This is a genomic window from Actinoallomurus oryzae (genome assembly GCF_039541955.1).
Classification (GTDB): Bacteria; Actinomycetota; Actinomycetes; order Streptosporangiales; family Streptosporangiaceae; genus Actinoallomurus; species Actinoallomurus oryzae.
This window is the reverse complement of record NZ_BAABHF010000017.1, coordinates 253,979-277,330: the sequence shown is the minus strand read 5'-3', so window position 1 is coordinate 277,330 and position 23,352 is coordinate 253,979. Positions and strand designations below refer to the sequence as shown.

Genomic DNA, 23,352 nt, shown 5'->3' with positions numbered 1-23,352 from the left:
GGCATGTCCACCCGCCGAACTGAGCCCGTGCTCGCCCTCCCCGCGCGCCCGGCCAGAGGGGAGCGCTCCGCGTGAGCACCGCCGACCAGTCCGCGACATCGGCGGACCGCCGCTCCGTCTCGCTCGTCACCCTCGGGTGCGCCCGCAACGAGGTCGACTCCGAGGAGCTCGCGGCGCGGCTCGAGAGCGCCGGCTGGACGCTGGACGACTCCGGTGACGCCTCGGTCGTCCTCGTCAACACCTGCGGTTTCATCGACGCCGCGAAGAAGGACTCCATCGACACCCTGCTGGCCGCGGCCGACTCCGGTGCGAAGGTCGTCGCGGCGGGCTGTCTCGCCGAGCGGTACGGCGCGGAGCTGGCCGAGTCGCTCCCCGAGGCCGACGCGGTGCTGAGCTTCGACGACTACGCCGCGATCGGCGACCGGCTCGACGACGTCCTGACCGGCCGGGGGCACCGTTCCCACACGCCGCAGGACCGCCGGAAGCTGCTGCCGCTGAGCCCGGTCGAGCGCTCCGGCGCCCACGTGCACGTCCCCGGGCACGGTTCGGCGCCCGACCTGCCGGAGGGGATCGCGCCGGCGTCCGGGCCACGGGTGCTGCGCCGCCGGCTCGGCGGTGGCCCGGCCGCGCCGCTCAAGCTCGCCTCCGGCTGCGACCGGCGGTGCACCTTCTGCGCGATTCCGGCGTTCCGCGGCGCGTACGTCTCGCGGCGGCCGACCGAGGTGCTGGAGGAGGCGCGCTGGCTGGCCGGCCAGGGCGTCCGCGAGATCATCCTCGTCAGCGAGAACTCCACCTCGTACGGCAAGGACCTGGGTGACCTGCGGCTGCTGGAGACCCTGCTGCCCGAGCTCGCCGCGGTGGAGGGCGTCGAGCGCGTACGCGTGAGCTACCTCCAGCCCGCGGAGCTGCGCCCCGGCCTGCTGGAGACGATCGCCACGACGCCCGGCGTCGCGCCCTACTTCGACCTGTCCTTCCAGCACGCCAGCGGCCCGCTGCTGCGGCGGATGCGCCGGTTCGGCGACACCGAGCGCTTCCTCGGCCTGCTGGAGCGCATCCGTGAGCTCGCGCCGGAGGCCGGCGTACGGTCCAACTTCATCGTCGGCTTCCCCGGCGAGACCGAGGAGGACGTCGACGAGCTCGCCCGGTTCCTCACCGAGGCGCGGCTCGACGCGATCGGCGTGTTCGGCTACTCCGACGAGGAGGGCACCGAGGCGGCCGGCTTCACCGGCAAGGTCGAGCCGGACGAGGTGGCCGCCAGGGTCGCCGACCTGTCCGTGCTCGCCGAGGAGCTGACCGCCCAGCGCGCCGAAGAACGCCTGGGCCAGGCCGTCGAGGTCCTCGTGGAGGAGCCCGGCGAAGGCCGCGCGGCGCACCAGGCCCCCGAGATCGACGGCGTGGTGACGCTCAAGGGCGACGCGCCGGTCGGCGAGATCGTCGCGGCGCGCGTCGTCGAGGCGATGGGCGTCGACCTCCTCGCCGTCGTGGACGAGCGTTGACGGCCGGCGAAGAACCGATCGGGGCGGGTCGCGATCCGATCGCCGCCCCGGCCGTGCCGCAGGCCGGGCTGCTCAACATCGCCAACCTGCTGACGGTCCTGCGCCTGCTGCTCGTGCCAGTGTTCCTCTGGCTGCTGTTCACCGACGGCACCTGGTGGCGGATCGGGGCGCTGGCGGTCTTCGCGGCGGCCTCCTTCACCGACCGCGTCGACGGGCAGCTCGCCCGCAGCCGGAACCTCGTCACCGACTTCGGCAAGATCGCCGATCCGATCGCGGACAAGGCCCTGACCGGGTCGGCGCTGGTCGGCCTGTCGCTGCTGGGCGACCTGTGGTGGTGGGTCACCATCGTGATCCTTCTGCGGGAGGCCGGCATCACGCTGCTGCGCTTCGTCGTCATCCGGTACGGCGTCATCGCGGCGAGCCGGGGCGGCAAGCTCAAAACGATGCTTCAGGTGCTCGCCATCGGGTTCTATGTGATGCCGGGCCCCATCGACGTGCTTCGGTGGGTGACGATGGGCGCGGCCGTGATCGTCACGGTCGTGACCGGGCTGGACTATGTCGTCAAGGCGTGGAGGCTGTGGGTCGATGGCCGTGCGAGTCGAACTGCTGACGGTCGGTGACGAGCTGCTGCGCGGCGACACCGCCAACGGGAACGCCACCTGGCTCGGCTGGCGGCTGACCGAGGCGGGCGCCGAGGTCACGCGCAGCACGGTGGTCCCCGACGATCTCGACGTCATCGCCGGAGCGCTGGGCGAGGCCCTGCGGCGCGCCGACGCGGTCATCATGACGGGTGGTCTCGGGCCGACCTCCGATGACATGACGCGTGAGGCCCTGGCCCGCGCCGCCGGGGTGACGCTTCACCGCGATCCCGGTGTCGAACGCCTCCTGCGCGACCGCGCCGCCGAACGCCACGTGCCGCTGCGGCCGGACGCCCTGCGCATGGCGGACGTGCCCGAGGGCGCCGCGCTGCTGCGCAACCCGGCCGGAAGCGCCCCCGGTCTGCGGCTGAGCCTGCCGGGCGGCGTGGTGTACGCGCTGCCCGGGGTGCCCTCGGAGATGCGGGCGATCGCCGAGGAGTCGGTGCTTCCGGAGCTGGCCGGTGCGGTCGTGTCCGCCGGTGTGCTGCGCACGGCGACGATCTGGGAGTCGGTGGTCGCCGACCGGCTGGCCCCGGTCGAGGCCATGGAGGGCGTCAAGCTCGCCTATTACGCCTCGCCCGGCGAGGTGCGGGTACGGATCGAGGCGCGCGGCGCCGACCGGCTGGCCGCCGCGCAGACGGCGGCGCGCGAGCTGCTCGGCTCGGCGCTGTACGGCGTGGGCGAGGTGACCCTCGACCGCGTCGTGCACGGCCTGCTGGCCGAGCGTGAGGCGACCGTGGCCGTGGCCGAGTCGCTCACCGGCGGGCTGCTGGGCGCGCGGCTGACCGCCATGCCCGGCTCGTCCGCGACGTTCGCCGGCGGGGTGATCGCCTACGCCACGCCGCTGAAACACGCGCTGCTGGGCGTGCCGGAGGAGCTCCTGGCCGCCCACGGGGCCGTGCATCCCGATGTGGCGGTGGCGATGGCCTGGGGCGCACGGGAGCGCCTGGGCGCCTCCTACGGCCTCGCGGTGACCGGCGTGGCCGGTCCGGAGCCCCAGGACGGGCATCCGGTGGGCACCGTACACGTCGCGGTGGCCGATTCCGGCGGCGCCGTCGCGACACGTTCTCCTGCCCTTCCGGTGCCCGCCGACGGCGAACGAGCGCGCGCGATCGTCCGGGAGATGACCGTCGTACACGCCCTTGACCTGCTGCGGCGTGTCATGCTCGGTCTCGAGGGAAGTGATCCGTGGCCGGGCTGGGCGGAAGATCGGGAAGAACCAGGCTGATTACAGCGTTACGTCGGAAGCGAACACGAAAGCTTCGGTCTGCCACCTGCCTCGTCAAGACAGGTACGGTGGAACCACAAGAAGGGTCAGGACTCATCGGAGGGAGCGAGACATGGTCCTGCTTCGTCAGCTGCTCGGCGACGTACTCCGGCAGCTGCGGCTGCGCCAAGGCCGTACCCTCCGGGAGGTTTCGGCGGCGGCGAGAGTGTCGCTGGGTTATCTGTCCGAGGTCGAACGAGGACAGAAAGAAGCCTCTTCCGAGCTGCTCGCCTCGATCTGCAAGGCCCTCGGCGTTCCCCTCTCACACGTCCTGCGCGACGTCTCGGACCAGCTGGCGCTGGCCGAGCTCCAGCAGGAGCCGGTGATGTCGGGCGCGCCGGAGCACGAGCGTCTCGACGGCGAGCCCATTACGGCGGACAGCATCCCGGCAACTCCGGAGACGATCGAGAGCGCACTCCGCGCCGACATGGTGGCGGCCTGAGTCCAGGCCCTGCCCACGGCATCGCGATGCCCCGTTCCGTGCCCGCACGGAACGGGGCATTCGTCGTCCGACCAGCGGACTTCTCCGTAACCCACATCACGGTTATCCGCCGGATCGCGGGGAAGTTCCGCCAGTAGTGAGATTGTCACTCTGGCGAAAGGAGACCTGGCGATGACGACGGTCAAGAGCTCGCTCTCGGATGAGGCGCGCAGGACGACCGGCGCGATACTGCAGGAGACGCTGATCGACCTGATCGACCTGCACCTGTCCGCCAAGCAGGCGCACTGGAACCTCACCGGGCGCAGCTTCCGCTCGGTTCATCTCCAGCTCGACGAGGTCGTCGCCCTGGCGCGTGAGTACGCGGACACGGTCGCGGAAAGGGCGGTCGCGATCGGCGTCAACCCGGACGGCCGGGCACGCACGGTGGCCGAGCAGACCAAGCTGCACCAGCTGGAGACCGGGTGGCTGCCCGACGACAAGGTGATCGCCGCCATCACCGACATGCTGGGGGAGATGGGCAAGCGCTTCCGCGAGCGCATCGAGAAGCTCGACGACACCGACCTGGTGACGCAGGACATCCTGATCGCGGCGGCCCAGGACCTGGACAAGCAGCACTGGATGTTCGCCGTCCAGCGCTGAGCCCAGGTCAGGCCCTGCCGGGCTGGCAGGTGGGGCACCAGAAGGTGACGCGTTCGCGCGCCGGACCGCCCTGGTCGGCGCGCCTGACGCGGCTCCCACAGCGGCGGCAGGTGCGCCGTCCGTACACCCAGGTCGTGTCGCCGGGGCGTTTCGTGCCCGTCGTGCTCTGGTCGACGCGGGCCTTGTTGGCGTCCAGAAGGCGGCGGGCGAGTTCCACCATGCCGTCCAGATCGTCGACCTCGCCGACGGGACGCCAGGGGTCGACGCCGCGCAGGAACAGCGTCTCGGCCTTGTAGAGATTGCCGATGCCGGCGAGCCGGGTCTGGTCGAGCAGGGCCTCACCGATCGGGCGGGAGGGATCCTCGCGCAGCCGGCGTACGGCCTCGGCCGGGTCCCAGTCGGGGCCGAGCAGGTCGGGACCGAGATGACCGACCGCCCGTGACTCCTGGGCGGTGCGGAGGAGTTCGACGACGCCCAGGGAGTACCCGACGGCCTGCCATTCGGCGTTGGCGAGCACGAGGCGTACGCGGTGGTCGCGCGGCACCGGCGCGCTCGCCGGCCGGATGCGCCAGGTGCCCTCCATGCGCAGGTGGGTGTGCACGGTGAGGCCGCCCTCGACCCGGGTGAGCAGGTGCTTCCCGCGAGAAACCACCTCCAGGACGGAGCGCCCGGTGAGGTCGGCGGTGGCCGCCCGGGGGACGCGGAAGTCGCTGCGGGTGAGCACACGCCCGGCCAGCGCCTCGTGCAGGCGCCGGGCGGCGGCCCAGACGACGTCACCCTCGGGCATCGCTCACCGGCCGCCAGGCCCAGGGCCTGTCGTCAGCGGCGGAAAGCCGGGGAGTCCCATGCGGCCGGGTCTTCGGTCAGGGCGTGCACGCTGGGCGGCAGCTCGCCGGAGGCGACGTCGGCCAGGCTCACCTGCTCGAGGATGAAGCGTTCGCTCGCGCGCAGCGCGATCCACACGAGCTGCAGCGCCTTGGCGGGACCTTCGTAGCCGAGGTGCTCGGGACGCTCGCCGCGCACGCCGACGAGCGGCCCGTCGATGGCCCGGATGACGTCGGCCAGGAAGATCTCGGCCGGTGGGCGGGCCAGCCAGTAGCCGCCCTCGGGGCCGCGCTGGCTGCGGACCAGACCGGCCCGGCGCAGCTGACTGAGGATGTTCTCAAGGAACTTCGGCGGTATCTGCTGTGCCTCGGCGAGCTGGACCGCCGTGACGGGACGATCGCCGCCGACGGCCAGCTCGGCTGTTGCGCGAAGCGCATAATCGACCCGGGCGGACAGTCTCATAACCCGATTATCCCGCTTCGGATGAGGTGATCGGGCCACCCGCCTCCGATTCTTCACCGACCAGTCCGATGATTTCGGCCGCCGCACGTGCGTTCGCCCGAGTCGCGCCGTAGGTCGCGACGTACGCGGACGCCTCCGGGCGCCACACCGGCAGGCCCATCTCCACGACCACGGCGTCGGACCGCGCCGCCACCAGAGCGGAGACCAGCGTGCGGTGCCCGGCGTAGCGGTGCGCGTCGCGTACGACGATGACGAGCGGACGTCCCGTCGCGCGGGCCAGCAGCTCGCCCGGGTCGGCCGCGTCGGCGTCGACCGGCAGGGCGTCCGGCACCCAGGGCGAGAACCCCCACGGCACCGGGCCGACCGCGATGTTGGACGGCGCCTGCAGCTCCAGCACCAGCGGGCTCGCTGACACCGACGGCGAGCCGGTGACCCGTACCGCCCGGCGCGCCGCCTCCAGCCCGACGGCGCGGTCCACCTCGGCCGTGCGCGGCACGGCGAGCCAGGCCCGCAGGGCCGCGACGCGCTCCGCCGACCGTTCGAGGCGTTCGCCGGACAGCCGCCCCTCGCGTACCGCCTCCATGATCCGCTCGCGGATGGCGTGCACGCTGTCCTCGAACTCCTTGGAGCCGAGGCAGAGCAGGTCCGCCCCCGCTTCGAGGGCGCGCACCGCCGCCTCCGGGATGCCCATCGCACCGCTGGCCGCCCGCATGTCGAGAGCGTCGGTCACGACGACGCCCTCGTACCCGAGCGTGCCGCGCAGCAGCCCCTCGATCGCGGCGGAGGAGAAGGTGGCCGGCGCCGCCCCGGTGAGCGCCGGCACCCGGATGTGCGCCGTCATGACCGACTGGACGCCGGCCTCGATCGCCGCGCGGAACGGCACCATCTCGCGGCGTTCGAGCAGCGGCAGGTCCGCGTCCACCGTCGGAACCTCCAGGTGGGAGTCCTGCGAGGTCGCGCCGTGACCGGGGAAGTGCTTGGCGCACGCCACGATCCCGGCCTCCTGCAGGCCCGACACCGCGGCGGTGATGTGCCGCGCCACCAGTTCCGGATCCGAGCCGAACGCTCGGGTGCCGATGATGGGGTTGTCGTCCGCGGTGTTGACGTCCGCGGACGGGGCGAAGTCGAGGTTCACGCCCGCGCCGCGCAGCTCCGCCCCGAGCGAACGGTGCACCCGCCGCGTGACGGCGGGGTCGTCGAGGGCGCCGAGCGCGGCACTGCCCGGGTACGGGCTGCCCGTCTCGTGCGCGAGGCGGGTCACGTCGCCGCCCTCCTCGTCGATCGACACCAGCGGGTCGGCCACCTGCCGCATCCGCGCGGTGAGCGCGGCCAGTTCGCCCGCTCCCGGCACGTTGCCGTTGATGGCGAACAGGGTGACGCCGCTCACGCCCCGCTCGAGCCCCTCCAACACCCAGCGGGGCGCGGCGGCGCCGGGGAACGGCACGAGCAGAGTGGCGTTGACGAGCCTCTCCAGAGACAGGTCGCTCATCGGTCGCTCACCGTTCCTCTTTCCATCAGCGGCTTCTCACTCATGAGCCCTCCTTCGTCGGAGGAGAGACCAGGCACGCGTGTTGTTTGATTCGTTCGCTTCGCTCACTCATGGGCCCTCCTTCGTCGGAGGAGTGACCAGGCACGCGTGTTGTTTGATTCGTTCGCTTCGCTCACTCATGGGCCCTCCTTCGTCGGAGGAGTGACCGGGCACGCGTGTTGTTTGATTCGTTCGCTCCGCTCACTCATTGATCGCTCAATCTCTGTACGTGCCCGGCGAGGCTGTCGCGGTGCGGTCATCCCTTCACCGCCCCGGCGACCAGCCCGGACACCATGCGGCGCTGGACGACGAGGAAGAAGGCGATGACCGGCAGCGTGAGCAGCGTCGACGCGGCCATGATCGGACCCCAGTCGTTGCCGGACCGGCCGAAGAAGAACTGCAACATGATCGGCAACGTGGCCTTGTCCTGGTCCTTCAGGAAGGTGTAGGCGAAGATCAGTTCGTTCCACGCCGTGATGAAGGAGAAGATGCTGGTCGCGACGAGGCCGGGCGCGACGAGTGGCAGCAGGATCCGGAAGAAGGTCCGGATCGGTCCCGCCCCGTCGAGGGCGGCGGCCTCCTCCAGCTCGCGCGGCACCGCCGCGACGAAGCCGCGCAGCATCCACGTGCCGAACGGCAGCGCGAACCCGATGTACACCACCATGAGACCGATCAGGCTGTTGAGCAGCTCCAGCCGCTTGAGGTCGATGAACATCGGGATGACCAGCGCCTCGCACGGCACCATCTGGACCACGAGCAGCACGATCAGGAACGTCGTACGGAACCGGAAGCGGTACCGGGCGACCGCCGTCGCGGCCAGCAGCGCGAGCAGCCCGGACACCAGCACCGTCCCGACCGCCACCGCGAGGCTGTTGACGAAGTAGTGCCAGAACGACACGCCGGCGATGCCGCCGTTGAGCACGAAGTCGAAATGGCGCAGCGTCGGATGGAACGGCACCGGGTGCGGGGTGGAGCTGAAGATCTCCTGGTTCGGCTTGAACGCCGTGGAGACCATCCAGAACACCGGGAAGGCCGAGACGACGAACACCGCGATACCGGCGGTGTTCAGCGCGATCCGGCGGAGCCTGCGCGACCTCATGCGACTCCCTCCTGACGGACGATCATCCGGGTGTGGACGGCGGTGACGATCAGCACGAGCACCGTGAGGACCATGGCGATCGCCGAGCCCAGGCCGTACTTGGCGTTCAGCGAGCCGAACGCCTCGGAGTAGCCGTACAGCGAGAGGTTGAACGAGTCGCTGTTGGCGAGCCCGGACAGGACGAACAGCTGGGTGAACACGCGGAAGTCCCAGATCACCGACATGGTCAGCAGCACGCCGAAGACGGGTCGCAGCAGCGGGAAGGTGATCTTCCAGAAGGTGTTCCAGGCGCTCGACCCGTCCACCCTGGCCGCCTCGTACAGCTCGCCCGGCACCGTCCGCAGCCCCGCCAGCACCGAGACGGCGACGAACGGGAAGGACATCCAGACCACGCAGATGGTCAGCACCGTGTAGTCCGGCAGCGGGGAGGAGAACCAGTTGTAGTTCTGCCAGCCGCCGCCGACGAGCCAGTTCGGCAGCAGGTCGAGGAACCACCCGACCAGGCCTCCGGTGGTGCCGAACAGCCAGGCGAAGATGACCGCCGCGGTGACCGGGGGCGTCGCCCAGGCGATGAGCACGCCGCCCGCGACGAACGCGGACATCCGCCGGCCGAGGCGGTTCAGCAGCAGGCCGACGAGCGTGCCGACGACCAGCGTGGCGGCGACGGCGACGGCCGCGAACAGGAGCGTGTGCCGGAGCGCCGCCCAGAACTCGTCGTCACCGAGGATCTGGCGGTAGTTGTCGAGCCCGACGTTCTCCGCGGGCTCGCCGCGGAGCTGGCGGAGGCCGACCTTCTGGAACGACATCCGCGCGATCTGCGCCACCGGCCAGATCAGCAGCACGGCGATGGTGACGAGCGCCGGCAGGATCAGCAGGTACGGCCCGAAGCGCGGGCGGCGGCGTGCGGACCGTGCCGGGCCGGACGAGGTCCGGCCCGGCGGGCGCCGCACCGTCTGGACGGTGTCGAGCATGCGGACCCCTTACTGGTTGAGCAGGGTCCCGGCCTGCTCGTCGGCCTTCTTCAGCTCATCGTCGGCCGACTTGCCCTGCATGATGGCCTTGACGGCGTTCGGCAGCACCTTCTTGGAGCCCTCGTAGTCGGCCCAGCCCTTGCTCGTGGGGGTGAACTTCACGCCGGAGGCCGCGGCCTGCGCGAACGGGCCCATGATCGGGTCGCTCTGGTACGCACCGCTCTGCAGGATGTCGGTGAACTGCGGCAGGAACTTCAGCGTGTCGGCGAACGCCTTGGAGTTCTTCTTGCTGTCCAGCGTGGTCAGGTAGTCGAACGCGACGTCCTTGTACTTGCTGTCCTTCCAGACGGCCAGGTCGGAGCCGCCGGAGAACACGGGGGCGAGGCCGCCGGTCTTGCCGGGGATCGGGAAGACGCCCCAGTTCTTCTCGTCCTTCTTGTTGACCTTCTCCAGCTGGGGGAGCGCCCAGCTGCCGTCCATGTACATGCCGATCTTGCCGAGGGCGAAGTCCTGCTGCGGGCCCTGCAGCTCGTTCTTGCCGACGTACTTGTCCGGCGCGACCTTGTCCTTGGTGACCAGGCCGGCGTAGAACTCGATGGCCTCCTTGGCCTGCGGCTGCTCCAGGGTGCCGACCCACTTGTCGCCCTGCTTGGTGGCGACGTCGCCGCCGTTGGCCCATACGAAGCTGAGGATGCCGTTGGTGAAGTCGCTCGGCGCGGCGATGCCGGGCACGTGCTTCTTGTCCTGGATCGTCTTTGCCGCGGTCACGAGGTCCGCCCAGGTCTTGGGCGGCTGGATGCCCAGCTTGGTGAACCAGTCCTTGTGGTACCACACGGCGCGCACGCCGCCGTACCACGGCACGGCGTAGGTCTTGCCGTCCAGCTGGTCGTTGGCGAGGGCGTTCTTGCTCAGGGTCTTGCCCTCGGCCCAGGAGCTCACCTTGTCGGTGACGTCGGCGAAGGCGCCCTGCTCGGCCCAGGACTGAACGTCGGTGTTGCCGACCTCGGTCACGTCCGGACCCGAGCCGCCGGCGATCGCGGTCTGGAACTTCTGCGTGGCCTGCGGCCAGGGGATGTACTGCACCTGCACCGCGGTCTTCGGGTGCTTCTGGTGGAACTCCGCCGCGACGCCGTCCAGGAACTTGGTCTGTTCGGGACTGCCGTCACCCATCTGCCAGACGACGATCTTGGCAGGGTCCGCGCCCTTGGCGTTGTCGTCGGCCTTCTTCTTGCCGCCGCAGCCGGTCACGGCCACGGCGAGCGCGACGGCCGCCGCGGCGGCCCTGGTGTACCTCACAATGGAACTCCCTTCGGTACCGCCCGACCGTGGTATTCATGCGTCATGCCGTACGCGCGGTCGCGGGGGCGCCTGCCTACATTCGGGGCTGCGGGTCTGCCGGATTATGGGGGAGGGGACTGCGTGAACTACTGTGGCCTAAACTAACAGGAAAGTTTCCTAACCAAGAAGAGCCGTTAGCGGATCGAGATGGAAGGTGGCCGGAGATGGCGAGTCGCCCGGGGACGCCAAGGCTCCTGCGCGAACTGAATGACAGATCCGCGCTGGATCTCCTGGTGAGCTCGGGGCCCCTCACGCGTACGCAGATCGGGGAGCGCACGGGGCTGTCGAAGGTGACCGCGTCCCAACTGCTGTCCCGGCTCGAACAACGCGGTCTGGTCGCCGTCGTGGGCGAGCAGGCCGGAGGCCGTGGCCCCAACGCCGCGCTGTACGCGGTCGTCCCCTCCAGCGCGTACGTGGCCGGTCTCGACGTCGGCCCACACGGCGTCACGGCGGGCATCGCCGACATCACCGGCCACACCGCCGCCGAGATCACCGTCGAACCGGGCGACGACGCCGTCTCGCTGGTGCACAACGCCGTGGTCAAGGCGTGCCGCACCGCGAAGGTGCCGCTGGCCAAACTGCACGCCCTCGTCATCGGCACGCCGGGCGTCGTCGACCCGCGTACCGGCGACGTGCAGTTCATCTACGACCTGCCGCACTGGCACGCGGGCGTCCTGGAGGCCCTCCGCCGCGACCTGCGCCTGCCCGTCGTGATCGAGAACGACGTCAACCTGGGCGCGCTCGCGGAGAAGGAGTGCGGCGCCGCGCGCGACGTGGACGACTTCGCCCTGCTGTGGGCCGACCGCGGCCTGGGTCTCGCGGTCGTGCTCGGCGGCCGTCTGCACCGCGGCTTCTCCGGCGGCGCCGGAGAGATCGGTTACCTGCCGGTCCCGGGCGCGGCCCTGCCGGAGAAGGACACCGAGTCGGTCACCTGGGGGATGCCCGCGCTGGGCGGCGGCCTGGGCGCGCTCGCCGGCGCGGACGCCGTACGTGACCTGGCGAGGGAGCACGGTTTCGACGAACCGACCGCCACCGAGTGCGTACGCGCCGCGGCCTCGGCCGGAGCGTCGGGCGGCCCGTTCCTGGACGCCCTGGCGACGCGGCTGGCGTACGGGGTGGCGTCGGTGACGATCGTGCTGGACCCGGAGCTGATCCTGATCTCCGGCGAGCTCGGCCGGGCCGGCGGAGAACGCCTGGTCGGCCGGATCCAGGACGCCGTGGGCCGCATCTGCCCGACCAGTCCACGGGTGGCCCTGAGCCAGGTCGTGGGCAATCCGGTGCTGAAAGGCGCCCTGCTGGCCGCGCTGGACCGTGCCCGCGACGACGTGTTCTCCAGCGGGAGCTGACCCTCTTCGCGCGGCTCTCCGGAAAAGGGTGACCTGCGGCACGGGTCGGAGGTAGTCGCCCCCTGTGACGGAGGGCGTTGATAGGTTCTCCGGGCGTCCAAATGTCGCGCTTGGGAGGCCGCCCGTGGTGAACGTCCAGCCGCTCGGCGACGGGGATCCCCGTCGTCTGGGGGACTACGACGTGACCGGCCGGCTCGGAGAAGGCGGGCAGGGCGTCGTCTACCTGGGCCGCGGCGCGGCCGGCCAGGTCGCCATCAAGCTGCTGCACGCCCAGCTGATCGAGGACGAGCCGGCCCGCGCCCGCTTCGTACGCGAGGTGGAGGTGACCAAGCGGGTCGCCCGCTTCTGCACCGCGCAGGTCCTGTCCGTCGGGATGGCCGGAGACCGCCCGTACATCGTCAGCGAGTACGTGCCCGGCCCGTCGTTGCAACGCCTGGTCCGCGACGAGGGCCCGCGCCGCGGGTCGGCACTCGACCGGCTGGCGGTCAACACCGCGACCGCCCTGGCCGCGATCCACCAGGCGGGGGTGGTCCACCGCGACTTCAAGCCGGGCAACGTCCTCATGGGCCCGGACGGCCCGGTCGTGATCGACTTCGGCATCGCCCGGGCCCTGGACGCCAGCGGCACCATGACGAGCGCCGTCAGCCAGGTCGTCGGCACCCCTGCCTTCATGGCACCGGAACAGCTCGCCGAGGGCACGATCGCCCCGCACACGGACATGTTCGCGTGGGCGGTCACGATGGTCTACGCGGCGAGCGGCGCGCCCGCCTTCGGCCACCGCTCCATCCCGCAGGTGATCAATCGCATCCTCCACGCGGAGCCGGACCTCGGCGCCCTGGACGGCCGCCTCCGCTCCGCCGTGGCCGCATGCCTGTCCAAGGACCCGTCCCGGCGCCCCACGGCGCGTCAGCTGATGGACGAGCTGATGGGCCACAACGTGTCCCGGAGCGGGAACCCCGGCCCGTCCGCTCCGAGCATCTCTCCGGCGAGCCGCACCACGGCCGACCCGGCGGGTGCGAGCGGACTGGGTGCGGCCGGACTGGGTGCGGCCGGAATCGGTGGAGCCGGGGCGACCGAGCGGATGCCGTCTCCGGGCTCCCCGCCGGGGAACGGCATGCCCGGGCCCCCGCATCCCGGGGCGACCATGCGGCTTCCCGCCGCCGGTCCCGCACCGGCGGCCGGACCCGCCTCCCCCGGTGGGCCGGGCACCGGCTTCCCCGGTCAGCCGGGCTCGCCGGGCCGGCCGCCCCGGCGCAAGGGCCGTACCGGCCTGGTCATCGGCGCCGTGGCGGCGGGGCTCATCGTCCTGGGCGCCGGCATCGGCGCGCTGGCCGCCACGAACGACTCGGACGGCGGCGCCCCCTCGAACACCGCCGCCCCGCCGCCGACTCAACGAAGCTCCCACCGCCCGGTGAGGAGCCGTACTCCGTCGCCGTCCCGTACGCCCTCGCGGCACCCGACTCCCCGGAAGACCGTCCGCGCCAACCCGTACAAACCCCAGCGTCTGTGCGGCAGCGGCTACCGCGTCATCGAGACACACGGGCTGGGAGAGGCACGGGCCTACCTGCTCTACAACGCGAAGGCCGGCGCCAACTGCGTGGTCACCATGGTGCCGCGCTCGTCGGGCAAGGTCTTCTTGAGCGCGTCGCTCGTGGTCAAGGGCGGAAGCCGGGAGAGCCGATCGGGCTCCTTCCCGTTCTACGCGGGCCCGATCCGCCTGCCGGCACGAGGTAAGTGCGTGATGTGGGGCGGCGCGTCGAAGACGGCCAAGTGGACCAGCGGCTGGAGCCACTGCGGCAAGTGAACGGCCGTCTTCCCGGTCCGCGTGGGTGATGTACGAGCAGCGATTGATACCGTCTCGTTTCCATGATCGCTGAGCTCGTGGATCGCGTCCTGTCCGGCGACGACGACGCCGCCTGGGAACTGGAAGAGGCGACCGAGGACGACCTCGCGGCACTACGGCCCCACCTCGTACGGCTGCTCGACGCGGACGTCTACCTACCGGAGAGGATGTTCCGCGCGGCCGGCGAGGATGTGCAGCGCGCGGCGGTCGCGCGGATCGACATGGGCGTCACGAGGAACTTCCAGCTGTTCCGGGTGCTCGCCGAAACCCGTGGCCCGGTGGTCGAGGCGGCCTTCGTGAGGTGGCTGAAGGAGCCGCCGCCCGGCATCGAGGCGGGCGTCCTGGCGTCCTTCCTGGCCGGATCCGGCTGGGACTTCGACGATGACGGACGCGCTCGCGAGATCTGCGGCACGACGGCGTACGGGCTGGCTCCCACGGGGACGACGGCGCCGTCATCCGACCGCTGTCCATGGTGCGGTGGCGAGTTGTGGACCGCCCTCGACGTCGACACCGCGGACCCTCGGGTCGCCGGCGCGCTCGCCCACACGTCGTGGCGGGGTCGCCTGCGGATCGTCACCTGCTTCCTCTGCGCGCTCCATGGAACGAAATACGTGGACGTGACCCCTGACGGCGGAGCGGCCTGGTCCGCGTACACCGGCGAATCCCCGGACGGGAGGGTCCTGGTGGCCGAGCCGCCGCCGCGGGTCCGGCTCACCCCGGGCGAGCAGCTCCCCGACCTGCATTTCGCCGACGGGTCCGCGCTCGGCGGCCGGCCGTGGTGGCTCCAGGATCCCGAATATCCCGCCTGCCCGGCCTGCGGGAAGGTGATGGCGTACGTCGGAGACGTGGCCCCGTCGGACGTTCTGGCGAACGACGTCGCGGAGGGTGCCATCTACCTCTTCCTGCACACTCCCTGCGGGCTCGCCGCCGTGGTCACCCAGAACGACTGAACGCCGCGGGCACTGCCGGGATCGGTTCCGCTGGGGACCGCCGTCCGTAGTTCACCCTGCCGGGCGGAGCTTCGACCATTAGGACCGGCGCCGACGGTGCCCTTATCGGGGCGCTCGGTCAAGGCTCGTTGATCAGCTCGGTCGCGCGAACGACCGCGGCGAGCGTGTCGGGGTGGCCCGTGCGCTGGTGGACGTCGAGGCAGGTGTCGGCGAGTTTGATGACGTGTTCGTCCTGATGGCGGACGGCCCGCTCGAACACCTCGTCGGCCGATTCCGGGGCGGTGGGCAGGCTGTGGCGGGGCGTGGGTGCCGCGGGGGTGTAGGCCGCGGTCACCGCCGCACTGGCCGCCCAGGCCGCGTGCAGGCTCGGGACCCACTGGGCGCGGGGAAGCGCCGGCAGCGTGCGCAGGACGGCCATGGGCGCGGTCGCGGCGTGAACCAGCATGACCGCCGAGCCGTGGGCGTTCGGGAGGTAGTGCAGGGCGGCGGCCGTCGTCAGCTCGGCCAGCAGGTCCCGGGCCTGCCCGGCGTCGGTGGCGGGCCGGAGCGCGGCGAGCGCGGTCGGCCAGCCGGCCAGGTCGGCGAGCTGACCGAGCCGATGGTTGATGCCGGCCTTCTGGTCGGGAACCCGCGGAACGGCGGCGAGAGCGGACGCCGGACCGGCGGTTCCGGACGGGACGGCCGACGGGACCTGCTGCCAGCGCGCCGCCCAGTAGCCGAGGGCCTGACCGAGCTCGGCCAGACGCGGCCCGTCCTCGTGGTCCAGCAGGGCGTGGACCGCGTGACCGGTACGGATCACTCCATGGGTGGCACCGGCCGCGATACCGGGCAGAAGCCGCGGCCACCACGTCTCCAGCACCGTACGCCAAGGCCGTTCGGTCACCTCGCGCTCGAAGAACACCAACCAGTCACCGAGACGGTGCGGATCGCCCAGCGCCGCACGCCAGCCGTCGGCGGTGACGGGCGAGGTGCCGCGTGGCAGTTCGTCCAGCCGCCGGACGTACCGATCCAGCCAGCGGTGTACCTGGCGCGCGTGTCCGCGCCTGACCATGGATTCCACCGCCATGGGACCGTGGTTGGACAGCCAGCCTTCGAACTCCGGCCCGGTCCGATGCAGCCGTTCGTACGCCTCGTCGAGTGTGCCATCGTTGCTCATACGACCTGACGCTAACCAGGTGCTGACCTGCGATCATCGGCTCAGAGACCGAACCGTCTTCCGCCATCGGGCGTAGGGCTCGTCGCCGACCTCCCTGGCCACACTCCGGACGCTGACCGAGTCGATCGCGCACCCCGGCGTACGGATCCGGTGACGGAGCCCATCTGCGGAATCCGGCGGGCCACGGCGCCGCCCGGTGCCGCGGTCGCCGCAGAGGACGTTGAGCACGCCGGGCGGGATGAACTCGACCGCGATCTCGGCCGGCACCAGCGTCGTGACCGGTGTCGTATCGGAGGGCTTGAGCACGACGGTGTTGCCCGCCACGAGCGCCGGGTCCGATACATACAGCTCGGTCCACACTCAGGCGGCGCTTCACCCGGCGAACCTCCGGCAACCCGTCTGCCAGGACACCTCGAAGATCGGCGGGAGCTGTCTCCAGGCGCATGCCAGGACACCTCGAACCGGTGGGAGCTGTCTCCAGGCGCATGCCAGGACACCTCGAACCGGTGAGAGCTGTCTCCAGGCGCATGCCAGGACACCTCGAAGGCCGGTAGGAGCTGCCTCCAGACGCAGCCCGATATCGCCATGAAGACGATCGCCGCCAGCACCTGCCGATCGTTGTGCCGGAGTCGGCTGCCGCCTTTGTGCCCGTGTCCCACCGCCGGCGGGGTCCGAACACCGGTGAGGGCGCCGTGGGCCCCGCCATGGCGGGGCCCGGCGGCCGGGCCATGGCGGGGCCCGGCCGCCGGGCCGCGGCATCCACCGGTGGACCGACGCGCCGTGGTGACCCACGCGCGGGTCGAAGGCGGTCAGCGGTGCGTGCACCGACCATCCGGGCCCATCCCAGTGGATCAGCGTCGGCCTGGACGGCACGGCTCCGGAACAACTCCCACGGCTCATCAGGAACCAGCCGCTCCGCCATCGACGCGGCAGAAACCCGACAGACCATGCCGAATGAAACGACATCTAACGAGTTGTGCGACTATGGCGCCGACGAACTGCTCGGTATCGACGTCAGGGGGCTGCGAGGTGGCGGCGCCGACGAGCCGATCGACTGCACCGCCACCTACTTCGTCGAGACCCGCTTGTAATAGCGAAGCCACCCGATGGGCAACCGTAATTCGGCGCACGCCCGAACGTGGGGATGCGTCAGGTGTCTTGATGCGGCATAGGGCCGTCACGAATCATTGGACATCCACAGTCGACTCGCCTCTGATCCTGCCATTGCCATTTGGTGCTTACGCTTGGCTTGAGTGCGCCTATTCTGCTTTCGATGTTCGTTACATGCGCGCTATCGCGCAGCCGGTATGGACCCAGGTGAGCCCCAGGCGGGCGATGTGCTGACCGATGAGCACCGGGCCCTGGCACAGCGGACACCGACTGGCCCTACGAGCCTTCTTGGTCCTGTTCGCGGTGATCATCCGGCCGCCCGGGCATGATCGGATATATGTCGGCACGGCCGATTGAGCCTCGTCGGTGTTCGAACGGTAGTGGCTAAGTCGACCGAACCGAATCCTGGATATTCATACGTCGAACTCGCTGAGGCTGCCATCGCGCCTTCTCCCCTCCTCGTTCAAGAAAAGAATATCCGGCCGCGCTGGCATTTCGAGATGTGAATGCCGGCCTGTGGATAACCTCGTTCCCGAGGAATCCGGTGAGATGGCGGCCGTCCCTGAAGGAGCCGCACGGGATTGAGGGCACAGACGATGCGCCGGCGGTGGAGGAGATCTACGGAGATGTCGCCTAAGGGGCAATCGTGCTCGGCCGGCCGCCGACGCGTCCGACGGTGAAGTGGGAGGGCAGGTGCGCGCGTAGGCGGGCTTCGGAACGGAGGAAAGCCGACGGCGTGCGGTGTACGGCTTGCGGTGTGCGGTGTGCGGTGTGCGGTGTGCGGTGTGCGATGAGCGGCGTGCGGTGTGCGGCGTGGTGGCCGGTGGGGGATTGCTCGCCGGCTCACCGTGGGCGCGTTCGGGGGTGAGGCGGGAGGGCGGGTGTGGAGGTCTCATGTGCGGAGCCGGAGACTTCGGGGAGCCGGCGGGAGTCGGTGGCCTGCGGTCGTCCGGCTAGTGCGTGGCTCGTCATGGGCGCTGCACCCGCGAGTACGGACTCTCCCACTGCATCCCACCAGGTCAAACCGACAAACGGCCGGCCACCGTACTAGCGGGGAAGCTCCTTGTGTGACGGCACCTGGTTGCCATCGATCGACGCCCGCTCAGCCTCGCTCAGGCCGCCCGCCGCGAGAATCCTCTGAAGGACCGCGTTCTTGCCGCGGCCATACTCATCGATATCCGCCGCCGTCGCAGCGACCCGCTTCTTCACCGCGGCGTACTCCTCCCGCAGCGCAGCGCTGGAGCGCAGCACGTCGCGCACGCACAGGTGATTACGCAGCGACAGCGACCCCTCAACGATCACGTAGGTACTGGTGCCCGTCAGCCGGGCCGGCTCCTTGAACGCCCACCGCTGTGGGATCCCCAGTTCTCCCAGCGGCCTGAAACCGAGCCCTACCAGCACCGCCGCGGCGGCCTCGACATCCGCCGGTGCGACGACGATGTCGCAATCGATGATCGGCTTGGCGGCCAGGCCGGGAACCGACGTACTCCCGACGTGCTCGATCGCCACGACTGGCACACCAGCCGCCGCCATCGCCCGCGCGTACTCCTGCCGCAGAGCCTCGAACCGCCGCGGCCAGGCAGGGTCATAGTCGACGACCGTGATCACTCACAGCAGCCTAACGGCGCAGCGATCGGACCTGAACCGGCCGCCCGCATTGACCGCGCAAGGACTCCCGCACCCGAACCACAGCTCACAAGCCCAACGCCGGCCGCCGTACTGCTCGTCATGCGCGCGCTCGCGGGTGGGGCGGAGTGGCGTTATGCGCGGAGGCGTAGGCCGCGGGGGGTCGGGTGGAAGCCGGCGGCCTCCAGCGCTGCCGCCAGTGGGGAGTCGTTGATCGACTCGCCGTCGGCGCGTTCGACGGTGAGGCGGCCCAGGGCGCCCTCGCGGACCGCCAGGGCCAGGGCGTCGACGGCCGGTTGCAGGTCGGTCTCTTCCCAGGACAGCAGGGTCTTGCCGCCGCGTTCGACGTACAGCACCAGGCGGCCCTCCACCATGACCACCAACGCGCCCGCCTTGCGGCCCGGCTTGTGGCCGCTCGCGGCCTCGCCCGGGCGTTCAGGCCATGGCAGGGCGGCGCCGTAGGGGTTCGCCGGGTCGGTCGCGGCGAGGACCAGGGCGCGGGCCCGCTCGTCGTCCGGACGCTGGGTGGCGCGCAGCCGGTCGACCGCGCCGGGCAGGGCGAACTGGGCGGCGCCCAGGCCTTCGACGAAGTAACCCCGGCGGCACCGGCCCGTCTCCTCGAACGCGCGCAGCACCGGATACACGGCGGCGAAGCCGCCCGGTGTGCGTTCGGCCATCACGGCGCCGCGGATGACGATGCCGTAGCGGTCGAGCAGGGTCTCGGCCAGGGCGTGGCCGCGTCGCGTGGTGTCGTCCGACCGCTCCGGCAGCGTCCACCAGCGGCCCGCGACCGTCGGCGGGCCCGTACGGGACGGCATGGCCGGCCGGCGCCGGCGGGCGCGCGGCCGATGCGTCGTGCGGCTCGACCCCAGGCGCGCCCGCAGTGGCGCCAGCGTGTCGTTGGTCAGGTGTCCCGCCCACACCAGGTCCCACAGCGCCGCGACGAGGTCGGCGTCGTTCAGCGAGCCGACCCGGTCGGACAGCGTGCGGAAGAACACCGCGCCGCCGTCACCGAGCGCGTCCAGGACCTTCTCGTGCAGCGGCGTCAGCGTGATCTCGGCGGGCTCGGCCATGAGGAGGGGAGCGGTGTCGGCGAGGTACAGCGACACCCACCCGTCACCGCCCGGCAGCCCGCCCTGACCCGTCCAGATCACCTCTCCGGACGCGGTCAGCTCGTCCAGCAGAGCGGGGGAGTAGTCCGGCACCCGCGCCGGCAGCACCAGTGACTCCAGCGCCGACGCCGGCACCGCGGCGCCCTGCAACTGCTCGACGGCCTGCACGAGCGCGTCGAGACCCCGCAGCCGCGAGGACCCTATGCCGTGCCACGCGGGCAGGAACCGCGCCAGCGCGTCGTGCGGCGACGGCTCGACCTCGGCCCGCAGGCGCGCCAGCGACCGGCGGCGCAGCAGCCGCAGCACCCCGGTGTCGCACCACTCCGTGCCTCGGGCGCCCGGCGTGAACTCGCCCTCCGACACCCGGTCGGCCAGCCGGTGCAGCCCGCCGGTCACCACCGCCACGCCCAGCCCGAAGCGCGCGGCCACGTCACCCGCGTGGAACGGCCCGTGGGTGCGCGCGTAGCGGCTCAGCAGGTCGGCCAGCGGATCGGCGACCGGCTCCAGGAACGCCTCCGGTACGCCGACCGGCAGCGGCACGCCGAGCGCGTCGCGCAACCGCCCGGCGTCCTCGATCGCCGCCCACCGCTCCTCACCGGCGATCCGCACCCGGATCGCGCGATGCGACTCCTCCAGCTCGGCGAGCCACCGCGGAGCGACCCCCCGCGCGGTCAGCTCCGAGGTCGCCAGCGGCCCCAGCTCGCGCAGCAGGTCGGCGGCGCCCTCGACGTCGCGGGCGTGCCGCGAGGACGGCAGCCGCTGCAGCTCTTGCGACACCTCGGCGACCACCTCGGGATCGAGCAGCTCACGGAGGTTCGCCTGGCCGAGCAGCTCGGCCAGCAGCGTCGAGTCGAGCGCCAGCGCCTGGGCCCGCCGCTCGGCGAGCGGCGCGTCGCCCTCGTACATGAACGCGCCGACGTAGCTGAACAGCAGCGACCGGGCGTACGGCGAGGGCATCGGCGTCTCGACCTCGACCAGGCGAGCCTTGCGCCCGGCCAGGTCGCGCATCAGCGTCACCAGCCCGGGCACGTCGAAGACGTCCTGCAGGCACTCGCGCACGGTCTCCAGCACGATCGGGAACGAGGCGTACTTGCTGGCCACCGACAGCAGCTGCGCCGCCCGCTGCCGTTGCTGCCACAGCGGCATCCGCTTGCCCGGGCGGTGCCGCGGCAGCAGCAGCGCCCGCGCCGCGCACTCGCGGAACCGCGACGCGAACAGCGCCGACCCGCCCAGCTCGTCGGTGACGATCTGCTCGATCTCGTCCGGGTCGAAGATCGCGAGGTCGCCGGCCGGCGGAGTCACGGCCTCACCCGTGTCGGGGATGCGCAGCACGATGCCGTCGTCGGAGTGCGCGGCCTGCGCGTCCACGCCGTACCGCTCGCGCAGCCGCGACGCCATCGCCAGCGCCCAGGGCGCGTGCACGAGCGCCCCGTACGGGGAGTGCACCACGAGCCGCCAGTCGCCGAGCTCGTCGCGGAACCGCTCGACCACCAGCGTGCGGTCGTCCGGGACGTAACCGGTCGCCTCGCGCTGCTCGGCGAGGTAGGCGAGCAGGTTGTCGGCCGCCCACTCGTCCAGGCCCGCGGCGCGTACGCGCTCGCGCGCCCGCTCGGGCGGCAGCGCCGACAGCTCACGGCTGAACGCCCCCAGGGCGCGGCCCAGCTCGGCCGGCCGCCCCGGCGCGTCGCCGTGCCAGAACGGCAGCTTGCCCGGCCGCCCCGGAGCGGGGGAGACGAGCACCCGGTCGGGCGTGATGTCCTCGATGCGCCAGGAGCTGGCGCCGAGCACGAACACGTCGCCGACCCGCGACTCGTACACCATCTCCTCGTCCAGCTCGCCGACCCGGGAGGACTTCTCGCCGACGAGGAAGACGCCGAACAGGCCCCGGTCGGGGATCGTGCCGCCGCTGGTCACCGCGAGACGCTGCGCCCCCGGACGCCCGCGCAGCACCCCGGCGACGCGATCCCACACGAGCCGTGGCCGCAGCTCACCGAACTCGTCGCTCGGGTAGCGCCCGGCCAGCATGTCGAGCGTCGCCTCCAGCACCGAACGCGGCAGTGTGGCGAACGGCGCCGCGCGGCGTACGAGCGTCTCCAGCTCGTCGACCGGCCACTCGTCCATGCCGGCCATCGCGACGATCTGCTGGGCGAGCACGTCGAGGGGATTGCGGGGATAGCGCAGCTCCTCGATGCGGCCCTCGCGCATGCGCTCGGCCACGACCGCGGTCTGCACCAGGTCGCCCCGGTACTTCGGGAAGATCACGCCGCGTGAGACCGCGCCGACCTGGTGCCCGGCCCGGCCGATGCGCTGCAGCCCGCCGGCCACCGACGGCGGCGACTCGACCTGGACGACGAGGTCGACCGCGCCCATGTCGATGCCCAGCTCGAGGCTGGAGGTCGCGACCACGCCGGGGAGCCGCCCGGCCTTGAGCGCCTCCTCGATGCCGGCCCGCTCCTCCTTCGACACCGACCCGTGGTGCGCGCGCACGACATCGGCCGGCGCGCCCCGCGAGGCCCCGGCCTGCGCCATCATCTCGGCGGGCACGTCCTCCTCGGGCAGCTCCCCCTCGACGCGCTCGCGGGCCAGCTCGTTGAGGCGCCCGCTCAGCCGCTCGGCCAGCCGTCGCGAGTTGGCGAAGACGATCGTCGAGCGGTGCGCCTCGACCAGGTCGAGCACCCGCGCCTCCACGTGCGGCCAGATCGACGCGCGGTTGGGCTCTCCGGCCGCCGCCCCGGACAGGTCCTCGACCGGCTGCCCCAGCTCGGTCATGTCGGCCAGCGGTACGACGATCTCGAGCTCGACCTCTTTCTCGTGCGGCGGCTGGACCACGGTGGCGGGCCGCGTGCCGCCGAGGAACGTCGCGACCTCCTCCACCGGTCGTACGGTCGCCGAGAGCCCGATGCGCTGGGCCGGCCGCTCCAGCAGGGCGTCGAGCCGCTCCAGGGAGAGGGCGAGATGGGCGCCGCGCTTGGTGCCCGCGACGGCGTGCACCTCGTCGACGATCACGGTCTCGACGCCGCGCAGCGCCTCGCGCGCCTGCGAGGTCAGCATGAGGAACAGCGACTCGGGCGTCGTGATCAGGATGTCGGACGGCTTAACGGCGAACCGGCGGCGCTCGTCCGCCGGGGTGTCGCCGGAGCGTACGGACACGCGAACGTCGGGCTCGGGCAGGCCCAGCCGCTGGGAGGTCTGCCGCAGCCCGGTCAGCGGCGCCCGCAGGTTGCGCTCGATGTCGACGGCCAGCGCCTTGAGCGGCGAGACGTAGAGCACCCGGCAGCGGCGCTTGGGGTCCTCCGGCGGCGGTGCCGTGGCGAGCCGGTCGAGCGACCAGAGGAACGCCGCGAGCGTCTTGCCCGAACCGGTCGGCGCCACGACGAGCGTGTTGTCGCCCTGCGCGATCGCCTCCCACGCGCCCTCCTGCGCCGCCGTGGGCGCGGCGAACGCCCCGGCGAACCAGGCGCGCGCGGCGTCGGAGAAGCGGTCGAGCGGTGTCATGGTGCCATG

18 protein-coding genes and 1 pseudogene are annotated in these 23,352 nt (G+C 71.7%); 9 read left to right on the top strand and 10 right to left on the bottom strand.

The window, feature by feature from the left end:
• Positions 1–71: 71 nt before the first annotated feature.
• The 5 genes from rimO (at position 72) to ABEA10_RS14140 (ending at position 4,482) form a co-directional block, all read left to right on the top strand.
• Positions 72–1,496 carry a 30S ribosomal protein S12 methylthiotransferase RimO gene (rimO, locus tag ABEA10_RS14160; protein WP_345462967.1) on the top strand — a complete coding sequence of 475 codons (1,425 nt, stop codon included), beginning with the start codon at positions 72–74 and terminating at the stop codon, positions 1,494–1,496.
• Entirely contained in the window at positions 1,493–2,116 is a 624-nt protein-coding gene (locus tag ABEA10_RS14155) for a CDP-alcohol phosphatidyltransferase family protein (protein WP_345462964.1), read from the top strand. Before rimO ends, ABEA10_RS14155 begins: the two co-directional genes overlap by 4 nt.
• Entirely contained in the window at positions 2,082–3,362 is a 1,281-nt protein-coding gene (locus tag ABEA10_RS14150) for a CinA family nicotinamide mononucleotide deamidase-related protein (RefSeq protein ID WP_345462961.1), read from the top strand. Before ABEA10_RS14155 ends, ABEA10_RS14150 begins: the two co-directional genes overlap by 35 nt.
• 112 nt (positions 3,363–3,474) lie before the next feature.
• The gene (locus tag ABEA10_RS14145; protein WP_285580770.1) at positions 3,475–3,843 is read left to right on the top strand and encodes a helix-turn-helix domain-containing protein; all 369 of its coding nucleotides are present in this window, start codon (positions 3,475–3,477) and stop codon (positions 3,841–3,843) included.
• Positions 3,844–4,014: 171 nt separating this feature from the next.
• Entirely contained in the window at positions 4,015–4,482 is a 468-nt protein-coding gene (locus ABEA10_RS14140) for a Dps family protein (RefSeq protein WP_345462957.1), read from the top strand.
• Positions 4,483–4,489: 7 nt separating this feature from the next.
• On the opposite strand, the gene ABEA10_RS14135 is transcribed toward ABEA10_RS14140, so the two are convergent.
• The 6 genes from ABEA10_RS14135 to ABEA10_RS14110 all read right to left on the bottom strand — a co-directional run bounded on the left by ABEA10_RS14135 (position 4,490) and on the right by ABEA10_RS14110 (position 10,663).
• Positions 4,490–5,269 (bottom strand): Fpg/Nei family DNA glycosylase, encoded by a 780-nt coding sequence (locus ABEA10_RS14135; RefSeq protein ID WP_345462954.1) that lies wholly within the window; start codon positions 5,267–5,269, stop codon positions 4,490–4,492.
• Positions 5,270–5,301: 32 nt separating this feature from the next.
• Positions 5,302–5,769, bottom strand: a complete 468-nt coding sequence (locus ABEA10_RS14130) for an RrF2 family transcriptional regulator (protein ID WP_345462951.1) — start codon at positions 5,767–5,769, stop codon at positions 5,302–5,304.
• Between the two features lie 7 nt (positions 5,770–5,776).
• Complete coding sequence (locus tag ABEA10_RS14125; RefSeq protein ID WP_345462948.1) at positions 5,777–7,258, bottom strand: glycoside hydrolase family 3 protein; 1,482 nt, start codon at positions 7,256–7,258, stop codon at positions 5,777–5,779.
• A 295-nt stretch (positions 7,259–7,553) separates the two neighbouring features.
• Complete coding sequence (locus tag ABEA10_RS14120; protein WP_329256902.1) at positions 7,554–8,396, bottom strand: carbohydrate ABC transporter permease; 843 nt, start codon at positions 8,394–8,396, stop codon at positions 7,554–7,556.
• A complete protein-coding gene (locus ABEA10_RS14115; protein ID WP_345462943.1) occupies positions 8,393–9,367 on the bottom strand; it encodes a carbohydrate ABC transporter permease in 975 nt (324 codons plus the stop codon). Before ABEA10_RS14115 ends, ABEA10_RS14120 begins: the two co-directional genes overlap by 4 nt.
• A 9-nt stretch (positions 9,368–9,376) precedes the next feature.
• Positions 9,377–10,663 (bottom strand): extracellular solute-binding protein, encoded by a 1,287-nt coding sequence (locus tag ABEA10_RS14110; protein ID WP_345462940.1) that lies wholly within the window; start codon positions 10,661–10,663, stop codon positions 9,377–9,379.
• A gap of 206 nt (positions 10,664–10,869) precedes the next feature.
• On the opposite strand from ABEA10_RS14110, the gene ABEA10_RS14105 reads away from it, so the two are divergent.
• From ABEA10_RS14105 to ABEA10_RS14095, 3 genes are all read left to right on the top strand, one after another.
• Positions 10,870–12,051, top strand: coding sequence for an ROK family transcriptional regulator (locus ABEA10_RS14105; RefSeq protein WP_345462937.1), 1,182 nt, complete (start codon positions 10,870–10,872; stop codon positions 12,049–12,051).
• A 124-nt stretch (positions 12,052–12,175) separates the two neighbouring features.
• Entirely contained in the window at positions 12,176–13,855 is a 1,680-nt protein-coding gene (locus ABEA10_RS14100) for a serine/threonine protein kinase (RefSeq protein WP_345462934.1), read from the top strand.
• A gap of 62 nt (positions 13,856–13,917) precedes the next feature.
• A complete protein-coding gene (locus ABEA10_RS14095; protein ID WP_345462931.1) occupies positions 13,918–14,844 on the top strand; it encodes a hypothetical protein in 927 nt (308 codons plus the stop codon).
• A gap of 118 nt (positions 14,845–14,962) precedes the next feature.
• Here the strand turns inward: ABEA10_RS14095 and ABEA10_RS14090 are convergent, their stop codons facing one another.
• A complete protein-coding gene (locus tag ABEA10_RS14090) occupies positions 14,963–16,000 on the bottom strand; it encodes a questin oxidase family protein (RefSeq protein ID WP_345462928.1) in 1,038 nt (345 codons plus the stop codon).
• Positions 16,001–16,107: 107 nt separating this feature from the next.
• Positions 16,108–16,333: pseudogene (locus ABEA10_RS14085) on the bottom strand (aldehyde dehydrogenase family protein); the annotation flags it as partial.
• Positions 16,334–16,815: 482 nt separating this feature from the next.
• Here ABEA10_RS14085 and ABEA10_RS14075 point away from each other — a divergent pair.
• Positions 16,816–17,091: a hypothetical protein gene (locus ABEA10_RS14075; RefSeq protein ID WP_345462925.1), complete on the top strand. Its 276-nt coding sequence runs from the start codon at positions 16,816–16,818 to the stop codon at positions 17,089–17,091.
• Between the two features lie 1,066 nt (positions 17,092–18,157).
• On the opposite strand, the gene ABEA10_RS14070 is transcribed toward ABEA10_RS14075, so the two are convergent.
• Positions 18,158–18,718 (bottom strand): GrpB family protein, encoded by a 561-nt coding sequence (locus ABEA10_RS14070; RefSeq protein ID WP_345462922.1) that lies wholly within the window; start codon positions 18,716–18,718, stop codon positions 18,158–18,160.
• Positions 18,719–18,870: 152 nt separating this feature from the next.
• Positions 18,871–23,343 carry an ATP-dependent helicase gene (locus ABEA10_RS14065; RefSeq protein WP_345462920.1) on the bottom strand — a complete coding sequence of 1,491 codons (4,473 nt, stop codon included), beginning with the start codon at positions 23,341–23,343 and terminating at the stop codon, positions 18,871–18,873.
• Positions 23,344–23,352: the final 9 nt, after the last annotated feature.

Excerpts from the sequence above, each read along its gene's own strand:
- ABEA10_RS14105 (WP_345462937.1), top strand. The coding sequence starts at position 10,870 with ATGGCGAGTCGCCCGGGGACGCCAAGGCTCCTGCGCGAACTGAATGAC.
- ABEA10_RS14140 (WP_345462957.1), top strand. The coding sequence starts at position 4,015 with ATGACGACGGTCAAGAGCTCGCTCTCGGATGAGGCGCGCAGGACGACC.
- ABEA10_RS14125 (WP_345462948.1), bottom strand. The coding sequence starts at position 7,258 with ATGAGCGACCTGTCTCTGGAGAGGCTCGTCAACGCCACTCTGCTCGTG.
- ABEA10_RS14150 (WP_345462961.1), top strand. The coding sequence starts at position 2,082 with ATGGCCGTGCGAGTCGAACTGCTGACGGTCGGTGACGAGCTGCTGCGC.
- ABEA10_RS14090 (WP_345462928.1), bottom strand. The coding sequence starts at position 16,000 with ATGAGCAACGATGGCACACTCGACGAGGCGTACGAACGGCTGCATCGG.
- ABEA10_RS14130 (WP_345462951.1), bottom strand. The coding sequence starts at position 5,769 with ATGAGACTGTCCGCCCGGGTCGATTATGCGCTTCGCGCAACAGCCGAG.
- ABEA10_RS14120 (WP_329256902.1), bottom strand. The coding sequence starts at position 8,396 with ATGAGGTCGCGCAGGCTCCGCCGGATCGCGCTGAACACCGCCGGTATC.
- ABEA10_RS14145 (WP_285580770.1), top strand. The coding sequence starts at position 3,475 with ATGGTCCTGCTTCGTCAGCTGCTCGGCGACGTACTCCGGCAGCTGCGG.
- ABEA10_RS14115 (WP_345462943.1), bottom strand. The coding sequence starts at position 9,367 with ATGCTCGACACCGTCCAGACGGTGCGGCGCCCGCCGGGCCGGACCTCG.
- ABEA10_RS14135 (WP_345462954.1), bottom strand. The coding sequence starts at position 5,269 with ATGCCCGAGGGTGACGTCGTCTGGGCCGCCGCCCGGCGCCTGCACGAG.
- ABEA10_RS14065 (WP_345462920.1), bottom strand. The coding sequence starts at position 23,343 with ATGACACCGCTCGACCGCTTCTCCGACGCCGCGCGCGCCTGGTTCGCC.
- ABEA10_RS14095 (WP_345462931.1), top strand. The coding sequence starts at position 13,918 with ATGATCGCTGAGCTCGTGGATCGCGTCCTGTCCGGCGACGACGACGCC.